Annotated in this window: 20 protein-coding genes and 1 tRNA gene; 8 read left to right on the top strand and 13 right to left on the bottom strand. The window is 65.0% G+C overall.

Annotated elements, in window-relative coordinates; translation table 11 throughout:
- Positions 1 to 165: 165 nt before the first annotated feature.
- Positions 166 to 585 carry a L,D-transpeptidase gene (locus AC1ROK_RS21765; RefSeq protein ID WP_492850809.1) on the top strand — a complete coding sequence of 140 codons (420 nt, stop codon included), beginning with the start codon at positions 166 to 168 and terminating at the stop codon, positions 583 to 585.
- Here the strand turns inward: AC1ROK_RS21765 and AC1ROK_RS21770 are convergent.
- The 5 genes from AC1ROK_RS21770 to AC1ROK_RS21790 form a co-directional block, all read right to left on the bottom strand.
- On the bottom strand, positions 582 to 989 hold the full coding sequence (locus AC1ROK_RS21770) for a YbaN family protein (RefSeq protein WP_492850811.1): 408 nt from the start codon (positions 987 to 989) through the stop codon (positions 582 to 584). The two genes, AC1ROK_RS21765 and AC1ROK_RS21770, sit on opposite strands and share 4 nt — an antisense overlap.
- A gap of 4 nt (positions 990 to 993) precedes the next feature.
- Positions 994 to 2,394: an alpha-L-fucosidase gene (locus tag AC1ROK_RS21775; RefSeq protein WP_492850813.1), complete on the bottom strand. Its 1,401-nt coding sequence runs from the start codon at positions 2,392 to 2,394 to the stop codon at positions 994 to 996.
- Positions 2,391 to 3,959 (bottom strand): glutamine-hydrolyzing GMP synthase, encoded by a 1,569-nt coding sequence (guaA, locus tag AC1ROK_RS21780; RefSeq protein ID WP_492850815.1) that lies wholly within the window; start codon positions 3,957 to 3,959, stop codon positions 2,391 to 2,393. The genes AC1ROK_RS21775 and guaA overlap by 4 nt, the downstream gene beginning before the upstream one ends.
- Positions 3,960 to 4,015: 56 nt before the next feature.
- Positions 4,016 to 4,720 carry a Crp/Fnr family transcriptional regulator gene (locus AC1ROK_RS21785; protein WP_492850817.1) on the bottom strand — a complete coding sequence of 235 codons (705 nt, stop codon included), beginning with the start codon at positions 4,718 to 4,720 and terminating at the stop codon, positions 4,016 to 4,018.
- A gap of 74 nt (positions 4,721 to 4,794) precedes the next feature.
- Positions 4,795 to 5,412 (bottom strand): cyclic nucleotide-binding domain-containing protein, encoded by a 618-nt coding sequence (locus tag AC1ROK_RS21790; protein WP_492850819.1) that lies wholly within the window; start codon positions 5,410 to 5,412, stop codon positions 4,795 to 4,797.
- 288 nt (positions 5,413 to 5,700) lie between these two features.
- On the opposite strand from AC1ROK_RS21790, the gene AC1ROK_RS21795 reads away from it, so the two are divergent.
- Together AC1ROK_RS21795 and AC1ROK_RS21800 are read left to right on the top strand one after the other, a co-directional pair.
- A complete protein-coding gene (locus tag AC1ROK_RS21795; RefSeq protein WP_492850821.1) occupies positions 5,701 to 6,927 on the top strand; it encodes an acyltransferase family protein in 1,227 nt (408 codons plus the stop codon).
- Positions 6,928 to 6,931: 4 nt separating this feature from the next.
- Positions 6,932 to 7,507, top strand: a complete 576-nt coding sequence (locus AC1ROK_RS21800; RefSeq protein ID WP_492850823.1) for a DUF1349 domain-containing protein — start codon at positions 6,932 to 6,934, stop codon at positions 7,505 to 7,507.
- A gap of 5 nt (positions 7,508 to 7,512) precedes the next feature.
- Here AC1ROK_RS21800 and AC1ROK_RS21805 read toward each other — a convergent pair whose 3' ends face one another.
- The 5 genes from AC1ROK_RS21805 to guaB form a co-directional block, all read right to left on the bottom strand.
- Positions 7,513 to 7,998: a TspO/MBR family protein gene (locus tag AC1ROK_RS21805; protein WP_492850825.1), complete on the bottom strand. Its 486-nt coding sequence runs from the start codon at positions 7,996 to 7,998 to the stop codon at positions 7,513 to 7,515.
- Between the two features lie 32 nt (positions 7,999 to 8,030).
- Positions 8,031 to 8,435, bottom strand: a complete 405-nt coding sequence (locus AC1ROK_RS21810; RefSeq protein WP_492850827.1) for a hypothetical protein — start codon at positions 8,433 to 8,435, stop codon at positions 8,031 to 8,033.
- 1 nt (position 8,436) lies between these two features.
- Positions 8,437 to 9,729 (bottom strand): RsmB/NOP family class I SAM-dependent RNA methyltransferase, encoded by a 1,293-nt coding sequence (locus tag AC1ROK_RS21815; RefSeq protein WP_492850829.1) that lies wholly within the window; start codon positions 9,727 to 9,729, stop codon positions 8,437 to 8,439.
- A 61-nt stretch (positions 9,730 to 9,790) separates the two neighbouring features.
- Positions 9,791 to 10,207, bottom strand: a complete 417-nt coding sequence (locus AC1ROK_RS21820; protein WP_492850831.1) for an MAPEG family protein — start codon at positions 10,205 to 10,207, stop codon at positions 9,791 to 9,793.
- A 13-nt stretch (positions 10,208 to 10,220) separates the two neighbouring features.
- A complete protein-coding gene (guaB, locus tag AC1ROK_RS21825; protein ID WP_492850833.1) occupies positions 10,221 to 11,723 on the bottom strand; it encodes an IMP dehydrogenase in 1,503 nt (500 codons plus the stop codon).
- Between the two features lie 400 nt (positions 11,724 to 12,123).
- Here guaB and AC1ROK_RS21830 point away from each other — a divergent pair, with 400 nt between their 5' ends.
- Both AC1ROK_RS21830 and AC1ROK_RS21835 read left to right on the top strand, forming a co-directional pair.
- On the top strand, positions 12,124 to 14,175 hold the full coding sequence (locus tag AC1ROK_RS21830) for an elongation factor G (protein WP_492850835.1): 2,052 nt from the start codon (positions 12,124 to 12,126) through the stop codon (positions 14,173 to 14,175).
- A 56-nt stretch (positions 14,176 to 14,231) separates the two neighbouring features.
- Positions 14,232 to 14,687, top strand: a complete 456-nt coding sequence (locus AC1ROK_RS21835) for a GIY-YIG nuclease family protein (RefSeq protein ID WP_492850837.1) — start codon at positions 14,232 to 14,234, stop codon at positions 14,685 to 14,687.
- A 102-nt stretch (positions 14,688 to 14,789) separates the two neighbouring features.
- Here the strand turns inward: AC1ROK_RS21835 and AC1ROK_RS21840 are convergent, their stop codons facing one another.
- Positions 14,790 to 16,106 (bottom strand): hypothetical protein, encoded by a 1,317-nt coding sequence (locus tag AC1ROK_RS21840; protein ID WP_492850839.1) that lies wholly within the window; start codon positions 16,104 to 16,106, stop codon positions 14,790 to 14,792.
- Positions 16,107 to 16,280: 174 nt separating this feature from the next.
- Here AC1ROK_RS21840 and AC1ROK_RS21845 point away from each other — a divergent pair, with 174 nt between their 5' ends.
- Both AC1ROK_RS21845 and AC1ROK_RS21850 read left to right on the top strand, forming a co-directional pair.
- The gene (locus tag AC1ROK_RS21845; protein WP_492850841.1) at positions 16,281 to 17,687 is read left to right on the top strand and encodes an MFS transporter; all 1,407 of its coding nucleotides are present in this window, start codon (positions 16,281 to 16,283) and stop codon (positions 17,685 to 17,687) included.
- A 79-nt stretch (positions 17,688 to 17,766) separates the two neighbouring features.
- A complete protein-coding gene (locus AC1ROK_RS21850; protein ID WP_492850843.1) occupies positions 17,767 to 19,164 on the top strand; it encodes an MFS transporter in 1,398 nt (465 codons plus the stop codon).
- Positions 19,165 to 19,376: 212 nt separating this feature from the next.
- On the opposite strand, the gene AC1ROK_RS21855 is transcribed toward AC1ROK_RS21850, so the two are convergent.
- Positions 19,377 to 20,090, bottom strand: coding sequence for an RlmE family RNA methyltransferase (locus tag AC1ROK_RS21855; RefSeq protein WP_492850845.1), 714 nt, complete (start codon positions 20,088 to 20,090; stop codon positions 19,377 to 19,379).
- A complete protein-coding gene (locus tag AC1ROK_RS21860; RefSeq protein WP_492850847.1) occupies positions 20,090 to 21,271 on the bottom strand; it encodes a Ppx/GppA phosphatase family protein in 1,182 nt (393 codons plus the stop codon). Before AC1ROK_RS21860 ends, AC1ROK_RS21855 begins: the two co-directional genes overlap by 1 nt.
- Before the next feature lie 265 nt (positions 21,272 to 21,536).
- Here AC1ROK_RS21860 and AC1ROK_RS21865 point away from each other — a divergent pair.
- A tRNA-Gln gene (locus tag AC1ROK_RS21865) sits at positions 21,537 to 21,610 on the top strand.
- Positions 21,611 to 21,923: the final 313 nt, after the last annotated feature.

Raw genomic sequence — 21,923 nt, forward strand, 5'->3', positions numbered from 1 at the left:
AGGCGTCCGCGCGAATGCAAACCCGTACACGCGGGTGTTCCCAACGGACCGCCGTGCTCACCAGGGGTCACGAGCGCGTGAGCCAGCGGATGCAAGCGACCAAATTAATCTGTCTGCAACGGGCTCGCGCGAAGCTTTCGGCAGCGCCAGTTCGAGTTCATCAAGATGTTCATCCGCGTTTTACTGCTTGTTGCCTTCCTCGCCATTGCAACACCCGCCGCCGCAGCCAACGTTTCCATCGTCATCGACCTCTCCGAGCAGCACATGCGGGTGTCGGTGGGCGGCGCGCCGAAATACAGTTTCGACGTTTCTACCGGCCGCAAGGGCTACACCACGCCCAAAGGCAGCTATGGCGTGCAGCGGATGTACAAGGAGTACTATTCCAAGAAATACGACTGGTCGCCGATGCCGTATTCGATCTTCTTTCGCGGCGGCTACGCCATTCATGGCACCTACGACACCAAGCGATTGGGCCGCGTCGCCTCACATGGCTGCGTCCGCCTCTCCCCCGAGAACGCCCGCCGGCTCTACAACCTGGTGCTGCAGCACGGCAGCGGCAACGTCAGCATCCGGGTGAAGGGCTAGGAGCGGACCTTCGGTTCCGGCCTCGACAACACGTACCAGGCGCAGGCGACGAAGACGGCAAGGACGAACAGCGCCAGCGGCAGGTCGGGGCGGGCGCCGATCAGGAACAGCACGTAGCCCAACACCATGCCGCCTGTGGCCAGCGTCTTGCCGCGCCGCGAGATGGCGCCCTCGGCGCGCCAGGCCCTGATGGTCGGGCCGAAACGCTTGTGATTGAGCAACCAGTCCTCGACCCGGCGATTGGAGCGGGCAAAGCAGCCGGCGGCGAGGATGACGAAGATGGTGGTCGGCATCAGTGGCAGGAAGGCGCCGATAATGCCGAGCGCCAGAAGGGCGAAGCCGGCGACGAGATAGGCGAGGCGCACCATGCGGGCAGAGGCACCATCCGGGCGATCCTGCTTCATTCGGTCACCTGAGCACCCCGGTGCTCACCACCCGGCTGCGTAGCCGCGCTCGGCCTCGAGCGGCGGTGACCGACAGCCTGACGGCATCGGTCTGCACCGTAGGAAAGGACAGGATGCGGCGATAACCAACCGAGGCGCACTCCGCCACCGGAAGCCATAGACCCTCGGCGGTTCGGGTCTCCACCAGGAGCCGCTCGACCTGCTGGCCCCAGGCAATGTCCTCCTCGGCAATCACCGCGCCGACCTGTCTCGGTTCCGCCCAAGATAGAGTATGGCTGCCGCCGGCGGCGTCGATGGCCCATCGACCTGCCTGATCCAGGGCATCGGAGGGCGGCACCGTGGCCAGGGGGGCGATGTCGGCGGCGTAAAGAGCCGCGATCCGGTGCCCCAGTTGCGACAACACCAGCCGATCTGCCGCACTGACGAGGCCAGACCGGTGCGGCGGCACGTTGAGCAGAAACGTCGCGTTGCCGCCCACTGACGCACAGTAGATGTCGAACAGTTCGTCGGCGGACCGCACCTCGGCGTCTTCCCTGGCGTGGTGAAACCAGCCCGGCCGGATCGAGGTGTTCACCTCGGCCGGGTACCAGACGAGCTGATCGCTCGATGAGGCGATGGCCTCGCGACTCCCCAGGTCCTGTTCGTCGGAGCGGACCTGGCGCGAGAACTTCCCGTCATCGACCTGCTGCGAATTGGAGGCGGTGCGTTCGGCGTCGCGCAGCGAGGCGGGAACCACGCTCCACTCGTTGAGCCGCGTATGCCCGGCCTCATTGCCGCACCAGCGCACGTCGGGCCCGCAGACGCTGATGACCGCGTCGGGCTGCAACTCCCGGACCACGGCAAAGTAGCGGTCCCAGTCATAGTACTGCTTCCTCCCGGTGGCGCCTTCGCCATTGGCGCCATCGAACCAGACCGAGAAGATCGGGCCATAGCCCGAGAGCAGTTCGCGCAGTTGCGCGACGAAAAAGTCGTCGTAGCCGACCCCGGTGCCGTAGGCTGGCTCGGTGCGGTCCCAGGGAGACAGGTAGACGCCGAACTTCATGCCGCGACGCGCGCAGGCCGCCGACACCTCCGCCACAAGATCCCCACGACCGCCTTTCCACGGGCTGGACGCCACCGAATGCTTGGTCATCGCGCTCGGCCAGAGGCAGAACCCGTCATGGTGTTTGCAGGTGAGGATCAGGCCGCGCATGCCGGCCGAGGCGAGGCTCTCGACCCATTGGTCCGCATCCAGCTGCGCCGGATCGAACAGGGCGGGATCCTCGTTCCCGAGGCCCCATTCCCGATCGGTCATGGTGTTCATGCCGAAATGGATGAAGCCGTAGAACTCCAGCTGCTGCCAGGCCAGTTGCCGCGGCGTCGGCCGAACCGACGAGGCCTCGGCGATGCGGCTGGCGGAACTCACTCCCACTCGATGGTGCCGGGGGGCTTGGACGTCACGTCGTAGACCACCCGGTTGATGCCGCGCACTTCGTTGATGATGCGGGTGGCGGCGCGGCCGAGGAAGTTCATGTCGTAGGGGAAGAAATCCGCCGTCATGCCGTCGACCGAGGTCACGGCGCGGAGCGCGCAGACGAACTCGTAGGTGCGGCCGTCGCCCATCACGCCGACGGTCTGCACCGGCAGCAGCACGGCAAAGGCCTGCCAGATCTTGTCGTAGAGCCCGGCCTTCCTGATCTCGTCGAGATAAATCGCGTCGGCGCGGCGGAGGATGTCGAGCTTCTCGCGCGTCACCCCACCCGGCAGGCGGATGGCGAGGCCGGGGCCCGGGAACGGGTGGCGGCCGACAAAGCGGTCAGGCAGGCCGAGCTCGCGGCCGAGCGCCCGGACCTCATCCTTGAACAGTTCCCTCAGCGGTTCGACCAGTTGCATGTTCATACGATCAGGCAGGCCGCCGACATTGTGGTGCGACTTGATGGTGACCGAGGGACCGCCCGAGAAGCTGACGCTTTCGATCACGTCGGGGTAGAGCGTGCCCTGTGCGAGGAACTGCGCGCCGCCGAGCTTTTTGGCCTCTTCCTCGAACACTTCGATGAACAGCCGCCCAATGGTCTTGCGCTTGGTCTCAGGGTCCGCCTCGCCTTCGAGCGCACCGATGAACTTGTCGGCGGCATCCACATGGACGAGCGGGATATTGTAGTGGTCGCGGAACATCGAGACGACTTCGTCGGCCTCGTTCATCCGCATCAAGCCGTGATCGACGAACACGCAGGTCAGCTGATCGCCGATGGCTTCGTGGATGAGGATCGCCGCAACCGAGCTGTCGACTCCGCCGGACAGCGCACAGATCACCCTGCCCTTGCCGACCTGGGCGCGGATCTTGTCGACGGCGCGCTGGCGATAGGCCGACATGGTCCAGTCGGACTTGAGGCCGACGATGTTGTGCACGAAGGACTGCAGGAGCTTGCCGCCATCGGGAGTGTGCACCACCTCGGGGTGGAACATAGTGGTGTAGTAGCGCTTGCGTTCGTTGACCGCGATGGCGAACGGGGCGTTCTCGGAGGTGCCGATAACGGTGAAGCCCTCGGGCAACTCGGTGACGCGGTCGCCATGGCTCATCCACACCGGATAGCGCCCGCCGACCTTCCAGAAACCGTCGAACAGCGGGCTCTGTTCCTTGATCTCGACATCGGCGCGGCCAAACTCGCGGGCATGGCCGCCCTCGACCTTGCCACCCTGCTGCAGCGCCAGCGTCTGCTGGCCATAGCAGATGGCGAGGATCGGCACGCCCGAATCGAACACTTCCTGCGGCGCGCGGGGGCTGCCCTCGTCGGTCACCGAGGCGGGACCGCCCGAAAAGATCACGCCCTGCGGCCTCAGCCGGGCGAAGGCCTCGGCGGCGCTCTGGAACGGATGGATTTCGCAATAGACGCCAGTCTCGCGCAGGCGGCGCGCGATCAGCTGGGTCACCTGGGACCCGAAATCGATGATGAGAATGGACTCGGCGGGGGCGGCGGCGATGTCTGTCATGGCCGGGAAATAAAGCCCGGGCGGGGATTCCGCAAGTCTCCTGCCGGTCAAGGCACCTATGCCGAGAGGGGCGCGACCCTGGTGGTGTTGGCGCGCACCAGCTTGCCGACGAGGTTGCGGTTCAATCCGGCCTCCATGGCGCGATGGATGGCGGCATCTGATGCGACGGCAGCGTGCAACCGCTGCTGGTCGAAAGCCAGCACCCGCATCGGTTTGGACGCCACCACTCTAGCAGTAGCCGGCTCGCCACTGAGAAAGCTCATCTCGCCCAGGTAGTCGCCCGGCCCGCATACCGCGATGATCCGCCCGGCGCTCTCGATCCGCGCCACGCCGCTGGCGACATAGAGCAGGTCCTTGACCACCTCCCCTTCGCGCACCAGCACCTCGTCGGCAGGGACTTCACGCACCGTGGCGAAGGCCAGCAAGCGCTTCAGGGCGCGGCGCTCCACGCCGGGCGGCATGCTGTCGACGAAGTGACGCTGGTCGTCAGTGAAGCGGTGGTGGCGCTCGTAATACCAGATCAGCAACAACTGGCCGATGTTCACCAGCACGAACACCGCTTCCCACAGGACGCTCACCGGATCGAATATGAAGAACGCCCGATAGACGATCTTGGCGACGCCCGACGCCACGGCAAAGCTTCTGAGCCACACCATGCGCCGCATCAGCATCGAGACGATCAGCAGGAAGTAAGTGAAGTGACCGAACAGGATGACCGGATTGGTGAGACCGGTGAGCAACTGGTCGAACAGGCCGGACATCGTGCACCACAAAGCAAACAGCGAAGTCGAGGCCCTTGCCCGCTCCGACTGTCATAAACAAGGGGCTCAATCTTCTAGATGGCAGCGACGCGCTCGGGGTGGGCGGCGTTGGCCTTGGCCAGCTTGCCGACCAGGTTGTGGTTGAGGCTGGCGTCGAGGGCCTGGCGGAGGTCGTTGTCGGCTTCGACAGCGGCGCGGAGCCTCGCCTGTTCGAAGGCAAGATATCGCATCGGCTTGGCCGCGATCGCGGTAGCCGAAGCCGGGGCGCCGGTGACGAAGCTCATCTCGCCGACGAAATCCCCAGGTCCGCACACGGCGACAATTCGGCCGGCCTGCTCGATCTGCATCACCCCATCGGCGATGAATACCAGTTCGGTAACGGCCCTGCCCTCCTCGGTGAGCTTCTGGCCCTCGGGAGCGTGACGAAGCTTGGCGAGGCGCAGCAACCGCCGGATGGTTCGCCGATCGATGCTGGTGGGCATGATCGAGGCGAAACGCTGCTCGTCGTCAGAGAAGCGGTAGCGCTTGGCGTAGTACCAGAGGATCAGCAGTTGAACGACATTCACGGAGACGAAGATCACCTCCCAGAACACGATGATCGGATCGATCTCAAAGAAGGCGCGATTGATAATACGTATTATGCCTGCGGCGATAGCAATAGCGCGGAGCCAGCCCATGTCGTTCATCAGCATAGAGATGACGAGAAGAGCATATGGCAAATGAGTCAGCAGATGACTTGGATCCATCATCCGAGTGACAAAATCCTGAAAAGTCATTTTGCCTCTACGCGATAAGTATTGCTCCAGTAGGGCGCAGTGACCGCCCCGCGTCAACCGCTACCTCCGCTTGTCGCCACGCCGATCGGCGACGCGTTGCGACGAGCGCAAGGGGGTTGCGCAGAAGCCCCTGGCGGTGCCAAATGAAATCGATTGCACGACCTACCGCGCGGCAGACGCGGCGTGCCACGCGAGGGGAGCCCGATGACTGACAACCGCCTGAATGGCGCGGATTTCGTGCGTGCGGCTGCGTGCCTGACGGTGCTGTTCCACCATCTGGCGCAGCGGATGAGCTGGCAGGACCAGCTCGGCGGCGTCGAGTGGTTCCGGGTCTTCGCACAGATCGGCACATTCGGCGTGGCGATGTTCTTTGTCTTGTCCGGGTTCCTCCTGGCACGGCCGTTCTGGCAGGCGCTGGATCGGGGTGAGCCGGCGCCGTCGCTGCGGGTCTATGCCATGCGGCGTGCGGCCCGCATCCTACCCGGGTACTGGCTGGCGCTGCTGGTTACCTTCGTCCTCAGCCTCACGGTGTTCGGCGCAGCGCTCGACGGGCAGCTGGTGCTGCGGCTTGTCGCCGGCATCCTCACGGTCGCCGACTGGCACTGGATCACGCTGTTCCCAGTCGAGGTGAATGGGCCCCTCTGGTCCATCAGCTTCGAGGTCACCTCGTACCTGCTGCTGCCGCTCGGCTTTGCGGCATTGTTCCTGATCGGCCGATGGAGCGGCCAGGGTTGGCAGTCGCGCCTGTTATGGCTGGGCGTGATCGGCCTGGCGCTGGCCGCGCACTGGCTGTTCACCCGCTACTACCGGGTCGACATGCACCAACGCGGCTGGGACTACGGGCTGATCGGCGGCGCCAAGTACTGGATGCCGCGCTTCAACCCGTTCGCGTTCTTTGCCATGTTCGCCATCGGCGCGCTGGCCGCCGGATTGCAAGTGCGCTGGGCGAAATACCGGCATGCGCTGTTCGACGCCATCGCGCTCGCGGCGTTCGCCTGGAGCATCTACCTGATGCACGAACAGCTTTCGGCCAAGACCGCGGATGGCTGGGGCTGGCTGGGTGTGCCCTATGGTTTTCCGTGGTTCGTCCTGGCGGTCGGGTTGTTCCTTTCGTCCTCACCATCCAGTGCGCTGCTCGGACGGCTGCTCGACAACCCGGTGACGCGCTACATCGCGAAGATCTCGTTCGGCATCTATATCTGGCACTATCCGGTCCTGGAGTTGGTGCGGGTCTACTGGGATCCGCAGATCGACCACGGGCAGTCGTCCGATCCGACCCGCTTCGTCGTCACCTGTACGATCATCACGGTCATCACTTTCACGGTGGCGCACCTGTCGTATCATCTGGTCGAGAACCCGGTGATTCAGTGGGCGCGCGGCAAGGAGCGGCGTGGCGCGGGTTCGGCGACCCTTTCTCCAGCTGCAGGATGACCCGATGAAAGCCGGTAAGAGTTTCTGGCGCAATCAGCCGCCGTTCTACGAAGAGCGCGGCGGCACGCTGACGGTGCGGACCGGCCGGGAGACCGACTACTGGAACAACACGTTCTACGGCTTCAAGCACGCCAACGGGCACTTTCGCGCCACCGAAGTGAGCGGCGATTTCAGCTTCGAGGTGACCTTCATCGCCAATTACCAGCGGCTCTACGATCAGGCGGGAGCGATGTTGTTCGTCGACGGCGACAACTGGCTGAAGAGCGGCGTCGAATTCACCGATGGGGCGATGCACTTTTCGGTGGTGGTAACTCGCGACGACCAGTCGGACTGGTCGGTGCTGAAACTCGATCGGCCCGTCGATGGAGCAGTGACGCTGCGGTTGACACGCCACGCCGAAGCCCTGCGGGTACAACTGCAGGAGCCCGATGGGAGCTGGCAACTGGTGCGACTGTGCTTCCTCGGCATGGGCGAGACGGTGGAGGTTGGGCCGATGACCTGCTCGCCCACCGGCGAAGGGCTGGAGGTCAGCTTCAGCCGACTGGAGCTGGGTGAGCCGATCTCACGCGAACTGCATTAGCCCGGTCAGTTCAGCGTCGCTATGGCGAGGTTCAGCAGGCTGGCGAAGCCGACCCATGCCGCATAGGGCACGAACAGCATCGCGGACAGGCGATCGCGGTTCCAGCGATTGCCGATGAAGATGATGATCAACGCGAAAATAGCGATGATCACGATAAAGGCCGGCCACAGCAGGTGCAGCGAGAACCAGACCGGCGACCATAACCAGTTGAGCGCCATCTGCCCGCACCAGAGCTTCATCCCGGTGCCATTGGGCTCGCTCAGGAACGTGCGCCAGCCGGCAATGGCGATCAGCACATAGAGGGCGAACCAGACCGGGCCGAATAGCCAGTTCGGCGGGTTGAACGGCGGCTTGGCAAGGTTGGCGTACCACTCGCCGGGCGCCGTCGCGACGCCGATGACGGCGCCCACGCCGATGACCACGGCGAGGAAAACAGCCAGCAAGATCAATGCGCGCGGCGTCTTGAGGTCGGATATCGAAAGAGTGCTCATGCCGCCAGTAACGTACCGGGCGGCGGCAAGTTTCACTCGCTCTGCGTACAATCGGCCGCGATGTTCAGCGGGAACTTGCCGCCCTGCCCTTCAGCGTCGGCATAGACGATCTCGACCGTCTGCTCGTCGGCGGCCCAGAGCGGAAAAGCGTTGAGCAGCACCGGCTGCGTCTCGGTCAGCTCGACCCGGCAGCCGCGGCGCGACTTGCTACCATCGGCGGCGATGGTTTCGGCGATGACCCGTCGCTCGCAGCTCGCCTCGCCGCACTGCTCGCCGATATCGAGCGCGACGCGCCCGGACGGTGAGACGAAATGGTGCCTGGCGCTGGCACCCGGAATGGCGAACCAGATCACTGCGCCAACGATCAGCAGGAAGGCGACAGAGCCGACGGCGAAGATGAACATGGGCGACAGGCCGCCGGCGTCGTCGCGGATCATCTCAGCCTCGCTGCATGGCGACGACGTAGAAGCCGTCAGTGCCGGTGAGGTGCGGAGTTAGCGACACCCCACCCTCGGGCGAGAAGCGGGCCCGCAGCTTGGTGCCGGAGAAGTGGCTCATCCATAGCTTGTTGCCGGCGATGGCCTTGAACTCCGGGTTGGCTTCGAGGAAGGCCGCGGCCTGCCGGGCGTTCTCTTCAGGCAGCACCGAGCAGGTGATGTAGACCAGCGTGCCGCCAGGCTTCAGGTACTTCGCCGCCTCAACGAGGATGGCGCGCTGCTCCTCGACGCGGCCGGAGAGTTGCTCGGGCGTCAGCTTCCATTTGGCGGTCGGCTGGCGGCGCCAGGTGCCCGAGCCGGTGCATGGCGCATCGACCACGACGCGATCGAGCTTGCCGACCAGGTCGTCGAGCACGCCCTCGCCCGGGGCGCGGACCTGCACGTTGCGCGCGCCGGCACGCTTCAGGCGGTCATAGATCGGAGCAAGTCGGGTGCGGTCGCTGTCATAGGCGAAGATCTGGCCACGATTCTGCATCGCCGCGGCCATGGCTAGGGTCTTGCCCCCTGCCCCGGCGCACAGGTCGAGCACCTGCTCGCCACCGCGTGCCCCGCCCAGCGCGGCGACGATCTGGCTGCCGAAGTCCTGCACCTCGAACCAGCCCTTGATGTAGCCCTCTTCGCTCTGGACGTTCGGCGTGCGGCTGTCGCGATCGCCGGCGGGAAAGCGGATGCCCTCGGGGATGATCACCGTCGCATCGGGGGCAAAGCGACTGAGCGCCCGCAGCGCCTTGTCGCGGTTCGCTTTCAGCGTGTTGACGCGCAGGTCGAGCGGCGGCCGGCCGGAGAGATCGTGCGCTTCGGCGACCCAGTTCTCGCCAAAACTCTCGGCGAGGTGCGGCGCGACCCATTCGGGCACATCGCCGCGCACATGGTCGGGCGCACCGGCGAGCGGATCGGCGGCGGTGAGCTTTGCGGCCTCATCGGCATCGATCGGGGCCGGAGCGAAGCGATCACCCTCAAAGCTCAGGTTGAGCTCCTCGATCTTTTCGCCCCACTCGCGCACCACGACGCTCAGCACCAGGGCGCGCGGCGCGTCCGAGCCCATGGCCCAGGCGTGCGAGCTCTTGCGGCGCAGCGCATCGTAGACGAGGTTGCCGATGGCGGCACGATCGCCGGCGCCGGCGAAACGGTTGTTGAGCCCCCATGCCTTCAGCGCCTCGGCCACCGGGCGCTTATGCGCATCGATATCGGCGAGCACAGCGATGGCGGCAGCAATCCGGCCGGGCAGTCTCATGCGAAGATCCTCTTCTCGTCAGCCGCGTCCGTGACACGATGCGGCACGCGGATCAAGCTCGCTACAGCGCGAGCAGCAGCCGCACCGCGAGGTCGAGCCAGAACACGCAGAGCAACAGCAACCCGACGAAATAGGCGGCAAAGCGTCGGATCACGTGGTTGTCGGTGACATGCACAAAGGCATGCGCGTAACGGGACACAACGAACAACCAGGCCAGCACGATCTCGAGAAGGGTCGGGCCGAAATAGAGCGCCAGCCCAGCCCCGACATAGAACAGCACCGGCAGCTGGAACTGATTGTCGAAGGCGTTCGAAGCCTGCCATTCGCGCTTCGGCCAGCCCTTGCGTTCGAGCGCGATGTCGTCGATCCGCACCTCACCCTTCATCACCATCGGGATGCGGATGGCGCCGAGGTACCAGAGCAGCCCCAGGGCGAGTGCGCCCTGGGCGAGGATGGCGGCGATCAGCCAGAACGCCATCGCGCGGCGGCCTTTAGTTACCGCCGCGGTAGTTCGGGCTCTCGCGGGTGATCGACACGTCGTGGACGTGGCTCTCGTTGAGGCCGGCGCCGGAGATTTTCACGAACACCGAATTGTCGCGGAAAGCCTGCAGGGTCGGTGCGCCGGTATAGCCCATGGCGGCGCGGAGGCCACCAGCCAGCTGGTGCAGCACGTTGCCGGCGGCGCCCTTGTAGGGCACCTGACCCTCGATGCCTTCGGGTACCAGCTTCAGGCTGTCGTTCACTTCCTGCTGGAAGTAGCGATCGGCCGAACCGCGGGCCATGGCGCCCACCGAGCCCATGCCGCGATACGACTTATAGGAGCGGCCCTGGTAGAGGTAGACCTCGCCCGGACTCTCGTCGGTGCCGGCCAGCAACGAGCCGACCATGGCGCAAGACGCACCGCCGGCCAATGCCTTGGCCAGATCACCTGAGAACTTGATTCCGCCGTCGGCAATGACCGGGATGCCGTGCCTGTCGCCCTCTTCGGCGCAGGCCATGACGGCCGCAAGCTGCGGCACACCGACACCGGCGACGATGCGGGTGGTGCAGATCGAGCCCGGGCCGATGCCGACCTTCACCGAATCCGCGCCCGCTTCGATCAGTGCGCGGGTGGCTTCGGCAGTCGCCACGTTGCCGGCGACGATGCGGGTCGAGTTGCTCTCGCGCTTTACCCGCTCCACCGACTTCAGCACGCCGGTCGAGTGACCGTGCGCCGTGTCGATCACCAGGAGGTCGACGCCGGCATCGATCAGCGCCAGCGAGCGCTCGAAGCCGGCATCGCCAACCCCGGTCGCCGCCGCGACGCGCAGGCGCCCCTGGGCATCCTTCACGGCATGCGGGTTGAGCTGGGCCTTCTCGATATCCTTGACGGTGATCAGCCCGACGCAACGGCGATCGTCATCGACCACCAGCAGCTTTTCGATGCGGTGGGCATGCAGCAGGCGCTTGGCCTCGTCCTTGCTGACACCGTCACGCACCGTCACGAGGTTCTCGTGCGTCATCAGTTCGGCGATGCGCTGGCGCGGGTTATTGGCGAAGCGCACGTCGCGGTTGGTGAGGATGCCGACCAGCCTGCCGACCTTGCGGCCGCCCTGCCCACCATTCTCCACCACCGGAATGCCGGAGATGTGGTTGGCTTCCATCAGTGCCAGCGCATCGGCGAGCGTCGCGTCGGGGCCGATGGTGATGGGGTTCACCACCATGCCGCTTTCAAAGCTCTTCACGGCGCGGACATGCTCGGCCTGCACCAGGATATCGAGGTTCTTGTGGATCACGCCCATGCCGCCGGCCTGCGCCATGGCGATGGCCATGCGGCTCTCGGTCACCGTGTCCATGGCGGACGACAGGATCGGGATGTTGAGGGAAATATCCTTGGTCACCCGGGTGCGGATGTCGACATCGGTCGGCAGCACATCGGAGCGCGCAGGCTGCAGCAGCACGTCGTCGAACGTCAGTGCGCTATCGCCGGTGATGGAAGTAATGATCTTCGCCAAGGGTCGGGCCCTTCCCTTCTGAGCATCAGAAAAACGGAAGCCCGTGAGCGGAACGACTCGTCGCCGGCTCACGGGTTGGCGAGGGTGATTACCACCGGAGTTCGGGATTGGGAAGGGCGGTTGTGGCGTAGCAGCCATGCCACAACCACGGCGTCATCCCCGCGAAGGCGGGTACCCAGGCCGGCCCCCCGCTGGTGCTGCGACATCCCACCAGGTTCCCGCCTTCGCGGGAATGACGCCGGTGGGTGGGTTGGTCACCGTGATCCACAGCTTCGAACCGCCGATTGGCTCCGCCGTGGCAGAGCGCTACAGTATCGCGGCGGACGCGCCTCAACGGTGCGAGGAACACGCACCGGGGAGGACGTCGCCAGAGGAACAAATCACGAACGAGGAGGAGTAAATGGCAAACGACAACGGCAGACAAGCCGGGCCCCGGTGCATCGCGCTGGTGGGGCCGTTCGCGAGCGGCAAGACTTCGCTGCTCGAAGCGATCCTCATGCGCACTGGGGCCATCACCCGACAAGGCAATGCCAAGGACGGCAACATGGTGGGCGATGCCTCGCCGGAAGCCCGCTCCAACGGCATGAGCGTCGAGGTCAACGTCGCCGAAACCGAGTTCATGGGAGACCGCTACAGCTTCGTAGACTGCCCCGGTTCGGTCGAGTTCCAATATGAGTCCCTGCCCGTGCTCGCCGGCTGCGACATGGCTGTGGTGGTGGCGGAGGCCGACCCCAAGAAGGTCGCGGCGCTGCAGCTGATCCTCAGGGATCTCGAAGCGCGGAAGCTTCCGCACCTCATCTTCCTCAACAAGATCGACAAGCTCTCGGGCCAGGTTCGCGATATCCTCACGATGCTGCAGCCGGCCAGCCGCGTGCCGCTGGTGCTGAGGCAATTGCCGATGACCAAGGGCGGCGTGGTGACCGGCTGCATCGACCTGGCACTCGAGCGGGCGCATGTCTACCACGAGGCCAAGGAGAGCGAGATCGTGGCGCTGCCGGATGGCGAGAAGGCCGACGAAGTCGCCGCGCGCACTGCGATGCTCGAGCAGATTGCCGATTTCGACGATGTGCTGATGGAGCAACTGCTCGAGGACGTCCAACCGGAAAAGGACCTGATCTTCAAGGACCTGGTCGAGGAGATGCGCGCCGGCAAGATCTGTCCGGTGTTCATCGGTTCAGCCGAGCACGGCAACGGCATCACCCGGCTGCTCAAGGCGATCCGCCACGAGGCGCCGACGGTGAAGGAAACCCGGGCCCGGCTCGGGCTCGCCGACGGGCCCGGCGCCGTGGTGCAGATCATGAAGACCATGCAGACCGCGCGCAGCGGCAAGATGTGCGTGGCCCGCGTGCTCAGCGGCAGCGTCGCCGATGGTGCTGCGCTTCGCTCCGCCGATGGCCGCGAGAGCAAGGTCTCCGGCATCTTCCGGGTGATGGGCCAGGAACCGCAGAAGCGCGAGGCGGCGCAGGAGGGGGAAACTGTAGCGCTCGGCAAGGTCGAAGCCGCCCGCACCGGCGATACCCTGTCGGCCGGCCGCATGGTGCCCGACCTGATGCCGCCGCCTGAGAGCATGCCGATGATGGCCATCGCCGTATCGCCCAGGGAGCGCAAGGACGACGTGCGGCTATCGACGGCACTGCAGCGCATCCTCGAGGAGGATCCCTCGCTGCATCTCACCCATGTCCCCGAGACCGGCGAGACCGTGCTCGAGGGACATGGCGAGATGCATCTGCGTGTGGTCATCGAGCGGCTCACCGGACGCTACGGCGTGCCGGTCACCACCTCGGTGCCGCGCATCGCCTATCGGGAGACGATCAGGAAGTCGGCCAATGTGCGCGGCCGGCACAAGAAGCAGTCGGGCGGGCACGGCCAGTTCGGCGACGTGGTGCTGACCATCAAGCCGCTACCGCGCGGCGGCGGGCTGGGCTTTGACGAGAAGATCACCGGCGGCGTGGTGCCACGGCAATATATCAGCTCGGTGGAAGCCGGCGTCCGCGAGTACTTTGGCATGGGCGGCCCGCTGGGCTTCCCGGTGGTCGATGTGGCGGTGACGCTGACCGACGGCTCGTACCACACGGTCGACTCGTCCGACATGGCGTTCCGGCAGGCGGCACAGATCGGCATGCGCGAGGGTATGCCGCAGTGCGAGCCGGTGCTGCTGGAGCCGGTGATGGAAGTGACGGTGCACTGTCCCAGCGAGGCCACCGCCCGCATCAACGCCATCCTGCCCCGCCGCCGCGGCCAGATCGTCGGCTCCGACACTCGCGAGGGCTGGGATGGCTGGGACGATATCCACGCCTATGTCCCCGCCTCCGAGATGCAGGACCTGATCATCGAGCTGCGCTCGGCAACCGCAGGGGTGGGCAGCTTCGAACAGGAGTTCGACCACCTGGCCGAGATCAGCGGGAGGTTGGCCGAGGAAGTGGCGAGCAAGTATGGGAGGCAGGTGGCTTAGGCTGGCCCTACGTTGACGGCGTCCGCCTGCGTTGATCCGATGGTTCGGGGGCGCAGGTGGACAAACAGTTCTTCGTCTACATGATGGCGAGCGGCAAGCGCGGCACGATCTACACCGGCGTGACGTCCGATCTGGTTGGCCGCGTCTGGCAGCACCGCACGCACGCAATCGCCGACAGTTTTACTGCACGATACGGCGTGACACGGCTGGTGTGGTTCGAAGAACAGGGCGACGCCGAGGCTGCAATCACGCGTGAGAAGCGGATCAAGGAATGGCGACGAGCGTGGAAGGTAGAGCTGATCGAAGCGACGAACCCACGCTGGGATGACCTGTGGGACGAGATTGTTGGGTTAGGCTCTGCTACCCGCCCTATCTCGGTCGGCAATAACTCACAATCTCCCACCCACCGGCCGTCATCCCGGCGAAAGCCGGGACCTACTGCTCGGTGGACAGGATGGGCACGGAGCGCGCCGGTCCATCACAGCAAGGTCGGATGGCTTGGCGCTTGCTGAGCAGTCAGAGCATTGGGTCCCGACTTTCGCCGGGATGACGCCGGTGGGTGGAGAGAGATTTGGGCCCAGCACCGAGCTACGACGCCCTCACGCCACGCCGCCTCAAACCTCGACGCCCACACCCTTCGCCGGTTCCGGCAAGTCCAGCGCCTCGATCTTCGCAATCAGCGGCTCGATCCGCTCGACCGCATCGATGTGGCGCTGCTCCATGACGAAGTTCACGGTCATGAACTCGCGGCCGGGGCAGAAGGTGGCGATGTTGGAGGCGGGGTGATAGGCACCGCAATAAATCGGCTCCATCATCCACTGGGTGACCGGACCCAGGGTACGGTGCGGCGGTACCAGGGTCAGCACGGTGTCGACACGACCCGAGAAACGCCAGAAGCGCGGCCCGTAAAGGAACGGGAACCAGCTGTGGAGCTTGCGGTGCATCGCAAACAGCGCCAGCACCTGGGTCTGGAACGAGGTGATGTCCTTGCTCTCGATCTGGCTCACCACGTCGTCGACAGAGCGCACATACTCGACGAAGTCTTCCTTGTACGGGAACTTCGCCTGTAGCGCGCGGACGCGGAAGAAGTCATCGTCGGCGTCGGTTCGACGGGTATCGAGCATCGTATAGGCCGCGGCGATCACTGCCTCGTTGAGGCGGCGGTCGGTATCGGAATGCAGCGCATGCGTGACGATGGCGAAGTAAAGCGAGCGCTGCCGCACGCCCAGCCGGCTCGCGAGGCGGCGCAGGCGGTCGCGGCGCAGCGGCAGAGTCTTGAAGCCGAACGGCTTGTCGGGCGGCGACAGGACATGGGCGAAGAACAGGTGCAGCGACACGCCCAGGCCTGCCTTCAGAGCGCCTTTCAGCCGATCGCCGAAGCTGACCTTGTTGTCCTTGTTGGACTGGATGCCGTGCCCGGCGGTCTGCGAGCGCGACAGCAGCGCCGAGTCCGAGCCCTCGAGCACGCAATGCGCGGCGCGCACCTGGATCACCGAGATGCGGCCTTCGGCATCGGGGCCATCCTTCAGTGTCGCCGCCATGAAGCGGAACAGCGGCAGGTCGGGATGGTCGAAGATATCGGCACTCTTGCCCAGCCACTTGTCCGGGTAGCCGTCGAAACTGTCGACCAACTCGACCGAGGTGATGGCGTCGAGCTGGCTCTCGGTGAAGGGATGCCCCGGGCGCGCACCGGCAAAGCCGTGCGTCAGTTGCGGCGCCAGTGCCACCACCTGCGCCACCAGGTCCTTCAGCTTCTGTTTGTCGAACCTCTCTTTCGAGAAGGCGGTGAAGAAGATCGTGTCCTTGCCGGTGTACAAAAACCACTGGAAATTGGTGAACAGCGCCTGCGGGTTCTTCTGCACTGCTGCAAAGGCAAGGTCGAGCGCCTCGGCATGATTGCTGGCGAAGCTCGAGGACGAAAAGCTCTTCATGGTTCAACCCGAATAAAATGTGGCTACTATAAGCCACGTGTAGGCTCGAGGGGTCAATCGGTTAGCATCCGAGCGATTAATGGCCGTCGTACGTGTTGCGTTGCCGCCCCACGCACCGTAAAGCTCACCCCGATAGTTTCAATCCTAACAGTGCCTCGATAGAGGCTCCCCTCCGTGCGAATCATCCCCCTCGTTCTCGCGGTCGCGCTGTTCATGGAAAACATGGACTCGACCGTCATTGCGACATCGCTGCCGGCGATCGCGGCGGATATCGGGGCGGAACCGATTTCGCTGAAGCTGGCGCTGACCGCTTACTTTGTGGCGCTCGCCATCTTCATTCCGCTGTCGGGCTGGATGGCCGACCGGTTCGGGGCCAAGAACATCTTTCGCGTGGCCATTGTGGTGTTCATGGCCGGCTCGATCTGCTGCGCCTTCTCGGATTCGCTGCTGACCTTCGTGCTGTCGCGGTTCCTCCAGGGCATCGGCGGCTCGATGATGACGCCGGTGGCGCGGCTGGTGCTGGTGCGTTCGACGCCCCGCACCGAGCTGGTGTCGGCCATGGCCTGGCTCACCATCCCGGCGCTGATCGGTCCGATCACCGGTCCGCCACTGGGCGGTTTCCTCACCACCTATCTCAGCTGGCACTGGATCTTCTGGATCAACGTGCCGATCGGCATCATCGGGCTGATCCTCGTCACCAAATATCTCCATGCGGCCGATGGCCGGAACGAGCGGCCGGTGGACGTGCCCGGGCTGATCCTGTCGGCCATCACCTTTGCCGGCATCATGTTCGGCTTCTCGGTGATCAGCCTCCCCGCCATACCCACGGTCGCCGGCTATGCCTCGATCGTGGTCGGGGTGATCGCCGGACTGCTCTACCTGCGGCACGCCAGACGCACGCCGTTCCCGATCCTCGATCCGAAGATGTTCCGGTTGCCGCTGTTCCGGAACGCCATCATCGGCGGCTCGCTGTTCCGCATCGGCATCGGCGCTTTCCCGTTCCTGATGCCGCTGATGCTGCAGCTGACCTTCGGGCTGACGCCGTTCGAATCCGGCCTCACCACCTTCATCGCAGCGATCGGCGCCATCCTCTCGAAGTTCGGCGCCGAAAGGCTCTACGCCGCCTTCGGCTTCCCGCGCACGCTGATGGTCACGGCGCTGCTCGGCTGCACCTTCCTCGCCATCAACGGCTTCTTTACCCCTGCCGTCCCGCATTGGCTGTTGATGGGCGCGCTGCTGTTCGGCGGCCTTACCCGCTCGTTCTTCTTCACCGGCGTCAACGCGCTGGTGTTCGCCGATGTCGACGAAGCGCATGCCAGCCAGGCGACGGCGATCAACGCCGTGAGCCAGCAGCTCAGCGTTGCAGCCGGCGTCGCAGTGGCGGGCGGCGCGCTGGAGATCGCTTCAAACCTGCATGGCGGCGAACTGGTTCTGGCAGACTTCCACATTGCCTGGTTCGTCGTTGCGGCGGTCGCCATCTGCAGCGCCATCCCGTTCATGCGACTGCCACCCGATGCAGGCAGCGACGTTTCGGGCCACAAGGTGAAGCCCATCGCCAAGCCCGTTCCCGCAACACTCTGATGTCTTTGATTTGTCACGCTTTCGAACCGGAAACGTCTGCAACTTTTCCTGAAAACGCTCCACAAGGCCGAAAACTCCGATGTCCGCGCTCCGCCTGACTCCGCTGATCCTCGCCGTAGCGCTGTTCATGGAGAACATGGATTCGACCGTGATCGCGACTTCGCTGGCGGCCATCGCGCACGACATCGGCACCGAACCGATCGCGCTGAAGCTGGCGCTCACCACCTACATGGTGGCACTGGCGATCTTCATCCCGATCTCGAGCTGGATGGCCGACAAGTTCGGCGCCAAGCGGGTCTTTGCCTGGGCGATCGTAGTGTTCATCCTCGGATCGGTGTGTTGCGCCATCTCGAACTCGCTGCTCACCTTCGTTCTGTCGCGGTTCCTGCAGGGTATGGGCGGAGCGATGATGACGCCGGTGGCACGGCTGGTGCTGGTGCGGGTGACGCCGCGACAGCAACTGGTCGACGCCATGGCGTGGCTGTCGATCCCGGGTCTCGTCGGCCCCATCGTCGGCCCGCCGATCGGTGGCTTCATCACTACCTTTGCCAGCTGGCACTGGATCTTCCTGATCAACGTGCCGATCGGCATCCTCGGCATCATTCTGGTCAACAAGTACCTGCCCGAGTGGCACCGGAACGAACCCAGGAAGATGGATTTCACCGGGTTCCTGCTTGCCGGGTTGTGTTTCGCCGGTCTCGTTTTCGGCATCTCGGTGCTGACGCTGCCGGCCCTGCCCGCGAGTTTCGGCTATGGCTCGCTGTTCCTCGGCGTGGTGGCGGCGATCGCCTACTGGTTCCACTTCCGCCGCACTGAGTATCCGCTGCTCGACCTCAGGATTTTCCGCCAGCCGCTGTTCCGGCTGACGATGATCGGCGGCACGATCTTCCGGCTGGGCACCGGTGCGATGCCGTTCCTGTTTCCGCTCATGCTGCAACTCGCCTTTGGCCTGAACCCGTTCGAGAGCGGCATGGTGACCTTTGCCTCGGCCGTCGGCGCCTTCACCATGAAGTTCATGGCCGAGCGCTTCATCGCACGGCTGGGCTTTCGCAGGGCTCTGGTGATCGCCTGCACGATTACCGCCGGCGGGGTGCTGGCGATGGGGCTGTACACGCCGGACACCCCCACCCCGCTGATGCTGGCGCTGTTGGTGATCACCGGCTTCTTCCAGTCGCTGTTCTGGACCACCACCAATGCCTTCATCTTCGCCGACGTTGCCGACAAGGATGCCGGGCAGGCCAATGTGCTGAGCCAGGTGAGCGTGCAGCTCTCCCTCGCCTTCGGCGTCGCGATCGGCGGCGGCATCTTCGAGGGCGTCCATCTGCTGCATGGCGGGGCCCCTGATCTCAACGACTTCCACATCGCCTTCTGGGTGATGGCAACGCTGACGCTGATCTCCGCCCTGATCTTCCTGCGGGTTCCGAGAAGCGCCAACATGCACAGCCACCAGGCCGAAAGCGGCGCGCCGGCCGAGTGATCCGGGCACTATTGGGCTGTACGGACCCAGTGATTATGGCTCGGTCTTGACCGACCACCGGCTGTTATCCCAGCGAAAGCAGGGACCCAACTCACAGCCTGCGCAAGCTGATAAATGGGTCCCAGCTTTCGCTGGGATGACACCGTAGCTGGGGTGATCGCAACGGGTCCGCTCGACCACCGCGCACCATGACCAGGCCCTACTGCAAGCGCTCAGTCCGGCGCGTTGCCCTTGAAGCCGCGGGCCAGGAGGTACGTCTCGGCGGAATCGGCGCGGCTGGCCTTGGGTTTGGCGTGGATGGTGGTGGTGAAGTGCTGCTTCAGCAAGTGCAGCAACTCATGCTCGGTGCCGCCCTGGAACACCTTGGCGACAAAGGTACCGCCCGGCGCCAGGACCTTGACGGCGAAATCCGCGGCGAGTTCGACCAGTTGCATGATCCGGATATGGTCGGTCGCGCGATGCCCGGTGGTCGGCGCCGCCATGTCCGACATCACGATATCGGCCTTGTGCCCACCCAGCGCATCGATCAGCGCCGCGGGGGCGTCCTCGTCGTTGAAATCCTTCTGCAGCAGGATGACGCCCTCGATCGCATCCATCTCGAGATAATCGATCCCCACGATCAGCGGCTTATCCGCTGTCGTACCGACGATGGGCGCCGCCACCAGCGACCAGCCGCCGGGGGCCGCGCCGAGATCGACGACGCGCATGCCCTTCTTGAACAAGTGGTAGCGCTCGTCGAGTTCCTTGATCTTGTAGGCGGCACGCGAGCGCAGCCCCTCGGTCCGGGCCTTGGCGACATAGGGGTCGTTGAGCTGGCGCTGCAACCACAGGGTCGAGCCGATCTTCCGGCCCTTGGCGGTCTTTACATGAACCTTGAGACCCGTCGCCGATTTGCGTCCGGCTCCCTGCCCTGTTCCCTTCGCCATCAGCGGCTCCTGCGGTTGCTGGCGCGACCGGCTCGGTCGGCGTCGATCAGTGAAATGAGGATGCCCTCGCGCAGGCCGCGATCGGCGACACGCACCCGCTCGGTCGGCCATTCGCGACGGATCGCCTCGAAAATGGCGCAGCCGGGCAGCACCAGGTCGGCGCGATCCTTGCCGATGCAGGGATGGGCAACGCGGCGGTCAAAACTCATGCCGAGCAGCGCCGTCATGGTGGCATCGACATCGGCGCGGGTCATCCACAGGCCATCGACCTTCTGGCGCTCGTAGCGTTCGAGGCCGAGATGGAGGCCGGCAAGCGTGGTGACGGTGCCGGAGGTGCCGATCAGGTGCACTGGGTGCTCGGCGATCATCTGGCGCAGTTTTTCGCGGCCGCGAAACTGGCGGAGCTGGCCGGCAACGAACGCCACCATGTCCTCGAAAGTCTCGGGCGTGACGTTCACGCCGCCGAACTTTTCGGCAATCGACACCACCCCCACCGGCAACGACTGCCAGGAGCGGATCGACGACGACATGCGGCCCTGCCGGCGCGGGCGACCACCGCGGAAATCCAGCCATGCGAGTTCGGACGACCCGCCGCCGATATCGAACATCAGGGCACCGGACGATTCTTCTTCGATCAGGTCGGCACAGCCGGTGACGGCAAGCGAAGCCTCGGTCTGCCGGTCGACGATCTCGAGCACGAGGCCGAGTTCGCGTTCGACCCGGGCGATGAACTCGGCGCCATTGGAGGCGGAGCGGCAAGCCTCGGTGGCGATGAGGCGCATGCGGGTCGGTTCGTGCTCGCGCAGCTTGTTGCGGCAGAGCCGAAGCGCCTCCATAGTCCGCTCCATCGCGGCGTCGGACAGTTTTCCAGTGGTCGACAGCCCCTCGCCGAGGCGCACGATGCGGGTGAAGCCATCAAGGACACGAAAACTGTTCTCGTGCGGGCGGGCGATCAGCAGGCGGCAATTGTTGGTACCGAGATCGAGCGCCGCATAGAGCGGCCCTCGCGACCGTCGCGAAGAGGGGTTCCCTGCGGGGTGCGTCCGCCGCTCCGCTCCGCCAGATCCGGGTTGCCCCCCAGGATTCGCGGTGGTCTGGGCGGGGGTACGGCCCTGCCCGTCACGGTGCCGCTCCAGGCTCTCGGCCCCGGCTGCGGCGGCGGACCGATCTTGATCGGTCAACCTTGCTCCATTTCCCCGCGCGGTCGCCGGCTGCCGGCCGAAGCCGTGGGCGCCCGACACGGGCATATTTCAGTGTCGCCGATGAGGGTAGTGGATGATCAGGGCCAACGCAACGCCCTGAATCTGCCGCAAACTTGAACGGCGCATGACAGATCGTGAAGGCTGAAGAATGCCGCAAAAGGGGTGTTGATCAGACGATCGATTGCCGCTAGAAGGCGCGCACCAAATGCTGACGGCCACGCCGACGGCATCCAGGCTAAGCGCTTGGGGAATAGTTCAATGGTAGAACTGCGGACTCTGACTCCGTCAATCTTGGTTCGAATCCAGGTTCCCCAGCCAGCCCCCTCCTTCTGATACCGCCGATGTTCGATTGCCGTTGGCGTGGAGCTTGCAGCGCTTGGCCGGCCGTCGTTGCCGATATCGGTGTTGGTGGAGGCGCCGTGCGCTCCTGATCCGCCCTTGGGGACATGAGGCGTCCGGCGCGGGTTGCAGAAGTCCTGCAAACCTCTGGACGCTCAGCATGCAGTGGCGCGGGTCGCCGGCGTGAGGCGGTTCCTGCAATTGTGCTGACATGGCGGCTCAGCCAGAGATCAGGGCGGCGATGCTATCTGAGAAGCGCCCGCAGGGACGGGCATCCCCCTATCTCAGAGGC

Source organism: Devosia sp. GW821-FHT12F11 (assembly GCF_058806655.1).

Bases quoted from the DNA above. Each gene is read 5' to 3' on its own strand.
- AC1ROK_RS21765 (WP_492850809.1), top strand. From the start codon at position 166: ATGTTCATCCGCGTTTTACTGCTTGTTGCCTTCCTCGCCATTGCAACA.
- AC1ROK_RS21770 (WP_492850811.1), bottom strand. From the start codon at position 989: ATGAAGCAGGATCGCCCGGATGGTGCCTCTGCCCGCATGGTGCGCCTC.
- guaA (WP_492850815.1), bottom strand. From the start codon at position 3,959: ATGACAGACATCGCCGCCGCCCCCGCCGAGTCCATTCTCATCATCGAT.
- AC1ROK_RS21785 (WP_492850817.1), bottom strand. From the start codon at position 4,720: ATGTCCGGCCTGTTCGACCAGTTGCTCACCGGTCTCACCAATCCGGTC.
- AC1ROK_RS21790 (WP_492850819.1), bottom strand. From the start codon at position 5,412: ATGCTGATGAACGACATGGGCTGGCTCCGCGCTATTGCTATCGCCGCA.
- AC1ROK_RS21795 (WP_492850821.1), top strand. From the start codon at position 5,701: ATGACTGACAACCGCCTGAATGGCGCGGATTTCGTGCGTGCGGCTGCG.
- AC1ROK_RS21800 (WP_492850823.1), top strand. From the start codon at position 6,932: ATGAAAGCCGGTAAGAGTTTCTGGCGCAATCAGCCGCCGTTCTACGAA.
- AC1ROK_RS21805 (WP_492850825.1), bottom strand. From the start codon at position 7,998: ATGAGCACTCTTTCGATATCCGACCTCAAGACGCCGCGCGCATTGATC.
- AC1ROK_RS21810 (WP_492850827.1), bottom strand. From the start codon at position 8,435: ATGATCCGCGACGACGCCGGCGGCCTGTCGCCCATGTTCATCTTCGCC.
- AC1ROK_RS21815 (WP_492850829.1), bottom strand. From the start codon at position 9,729: ATGAGACTGCCCGGCCGGATTGCTGCCGCCATCGCTGTGCTCGCCGAT.
- AC1ROK_RS21820 (WP_492850831.1), bottom strand. From the start codon at position 10,207: ATGGCGTTCTGGCTGATCGCCGCCATCCTCGCCCAGGGCGCACTCGCC.
- AC1ROK_RS21830 (WP_492850835.1), top strand. From the start codon at position 12,124: ATGGCAAACGACAACGGCAGACAAGCCGGGCCCCGGTGCATCGCGCTG.
- AC1ROK_RS21840 (WP_492850839.1), bottom strand. From the start codon at position 16,106: ATGAAGAGCTTTTCGTCCTCGAGCTTCGCCAGCAATCATGCCGAGGCG.
- AC1ROK_RS21850 (WP_492850843.1), top strand. From the start codon at position 17,767: ATGTCCGCGCTCCGCCTGACTCCGCTGATCCTCGCCGTAGCGCTGTTC.
- AC1ROK_RS21855 (WP_492850845.1), bottom strand. From the start codon at position 20,090: ATGGCGAAGGGAACAGGGCAGGGAGCCGGACGCAAATCGGCGACGGGT.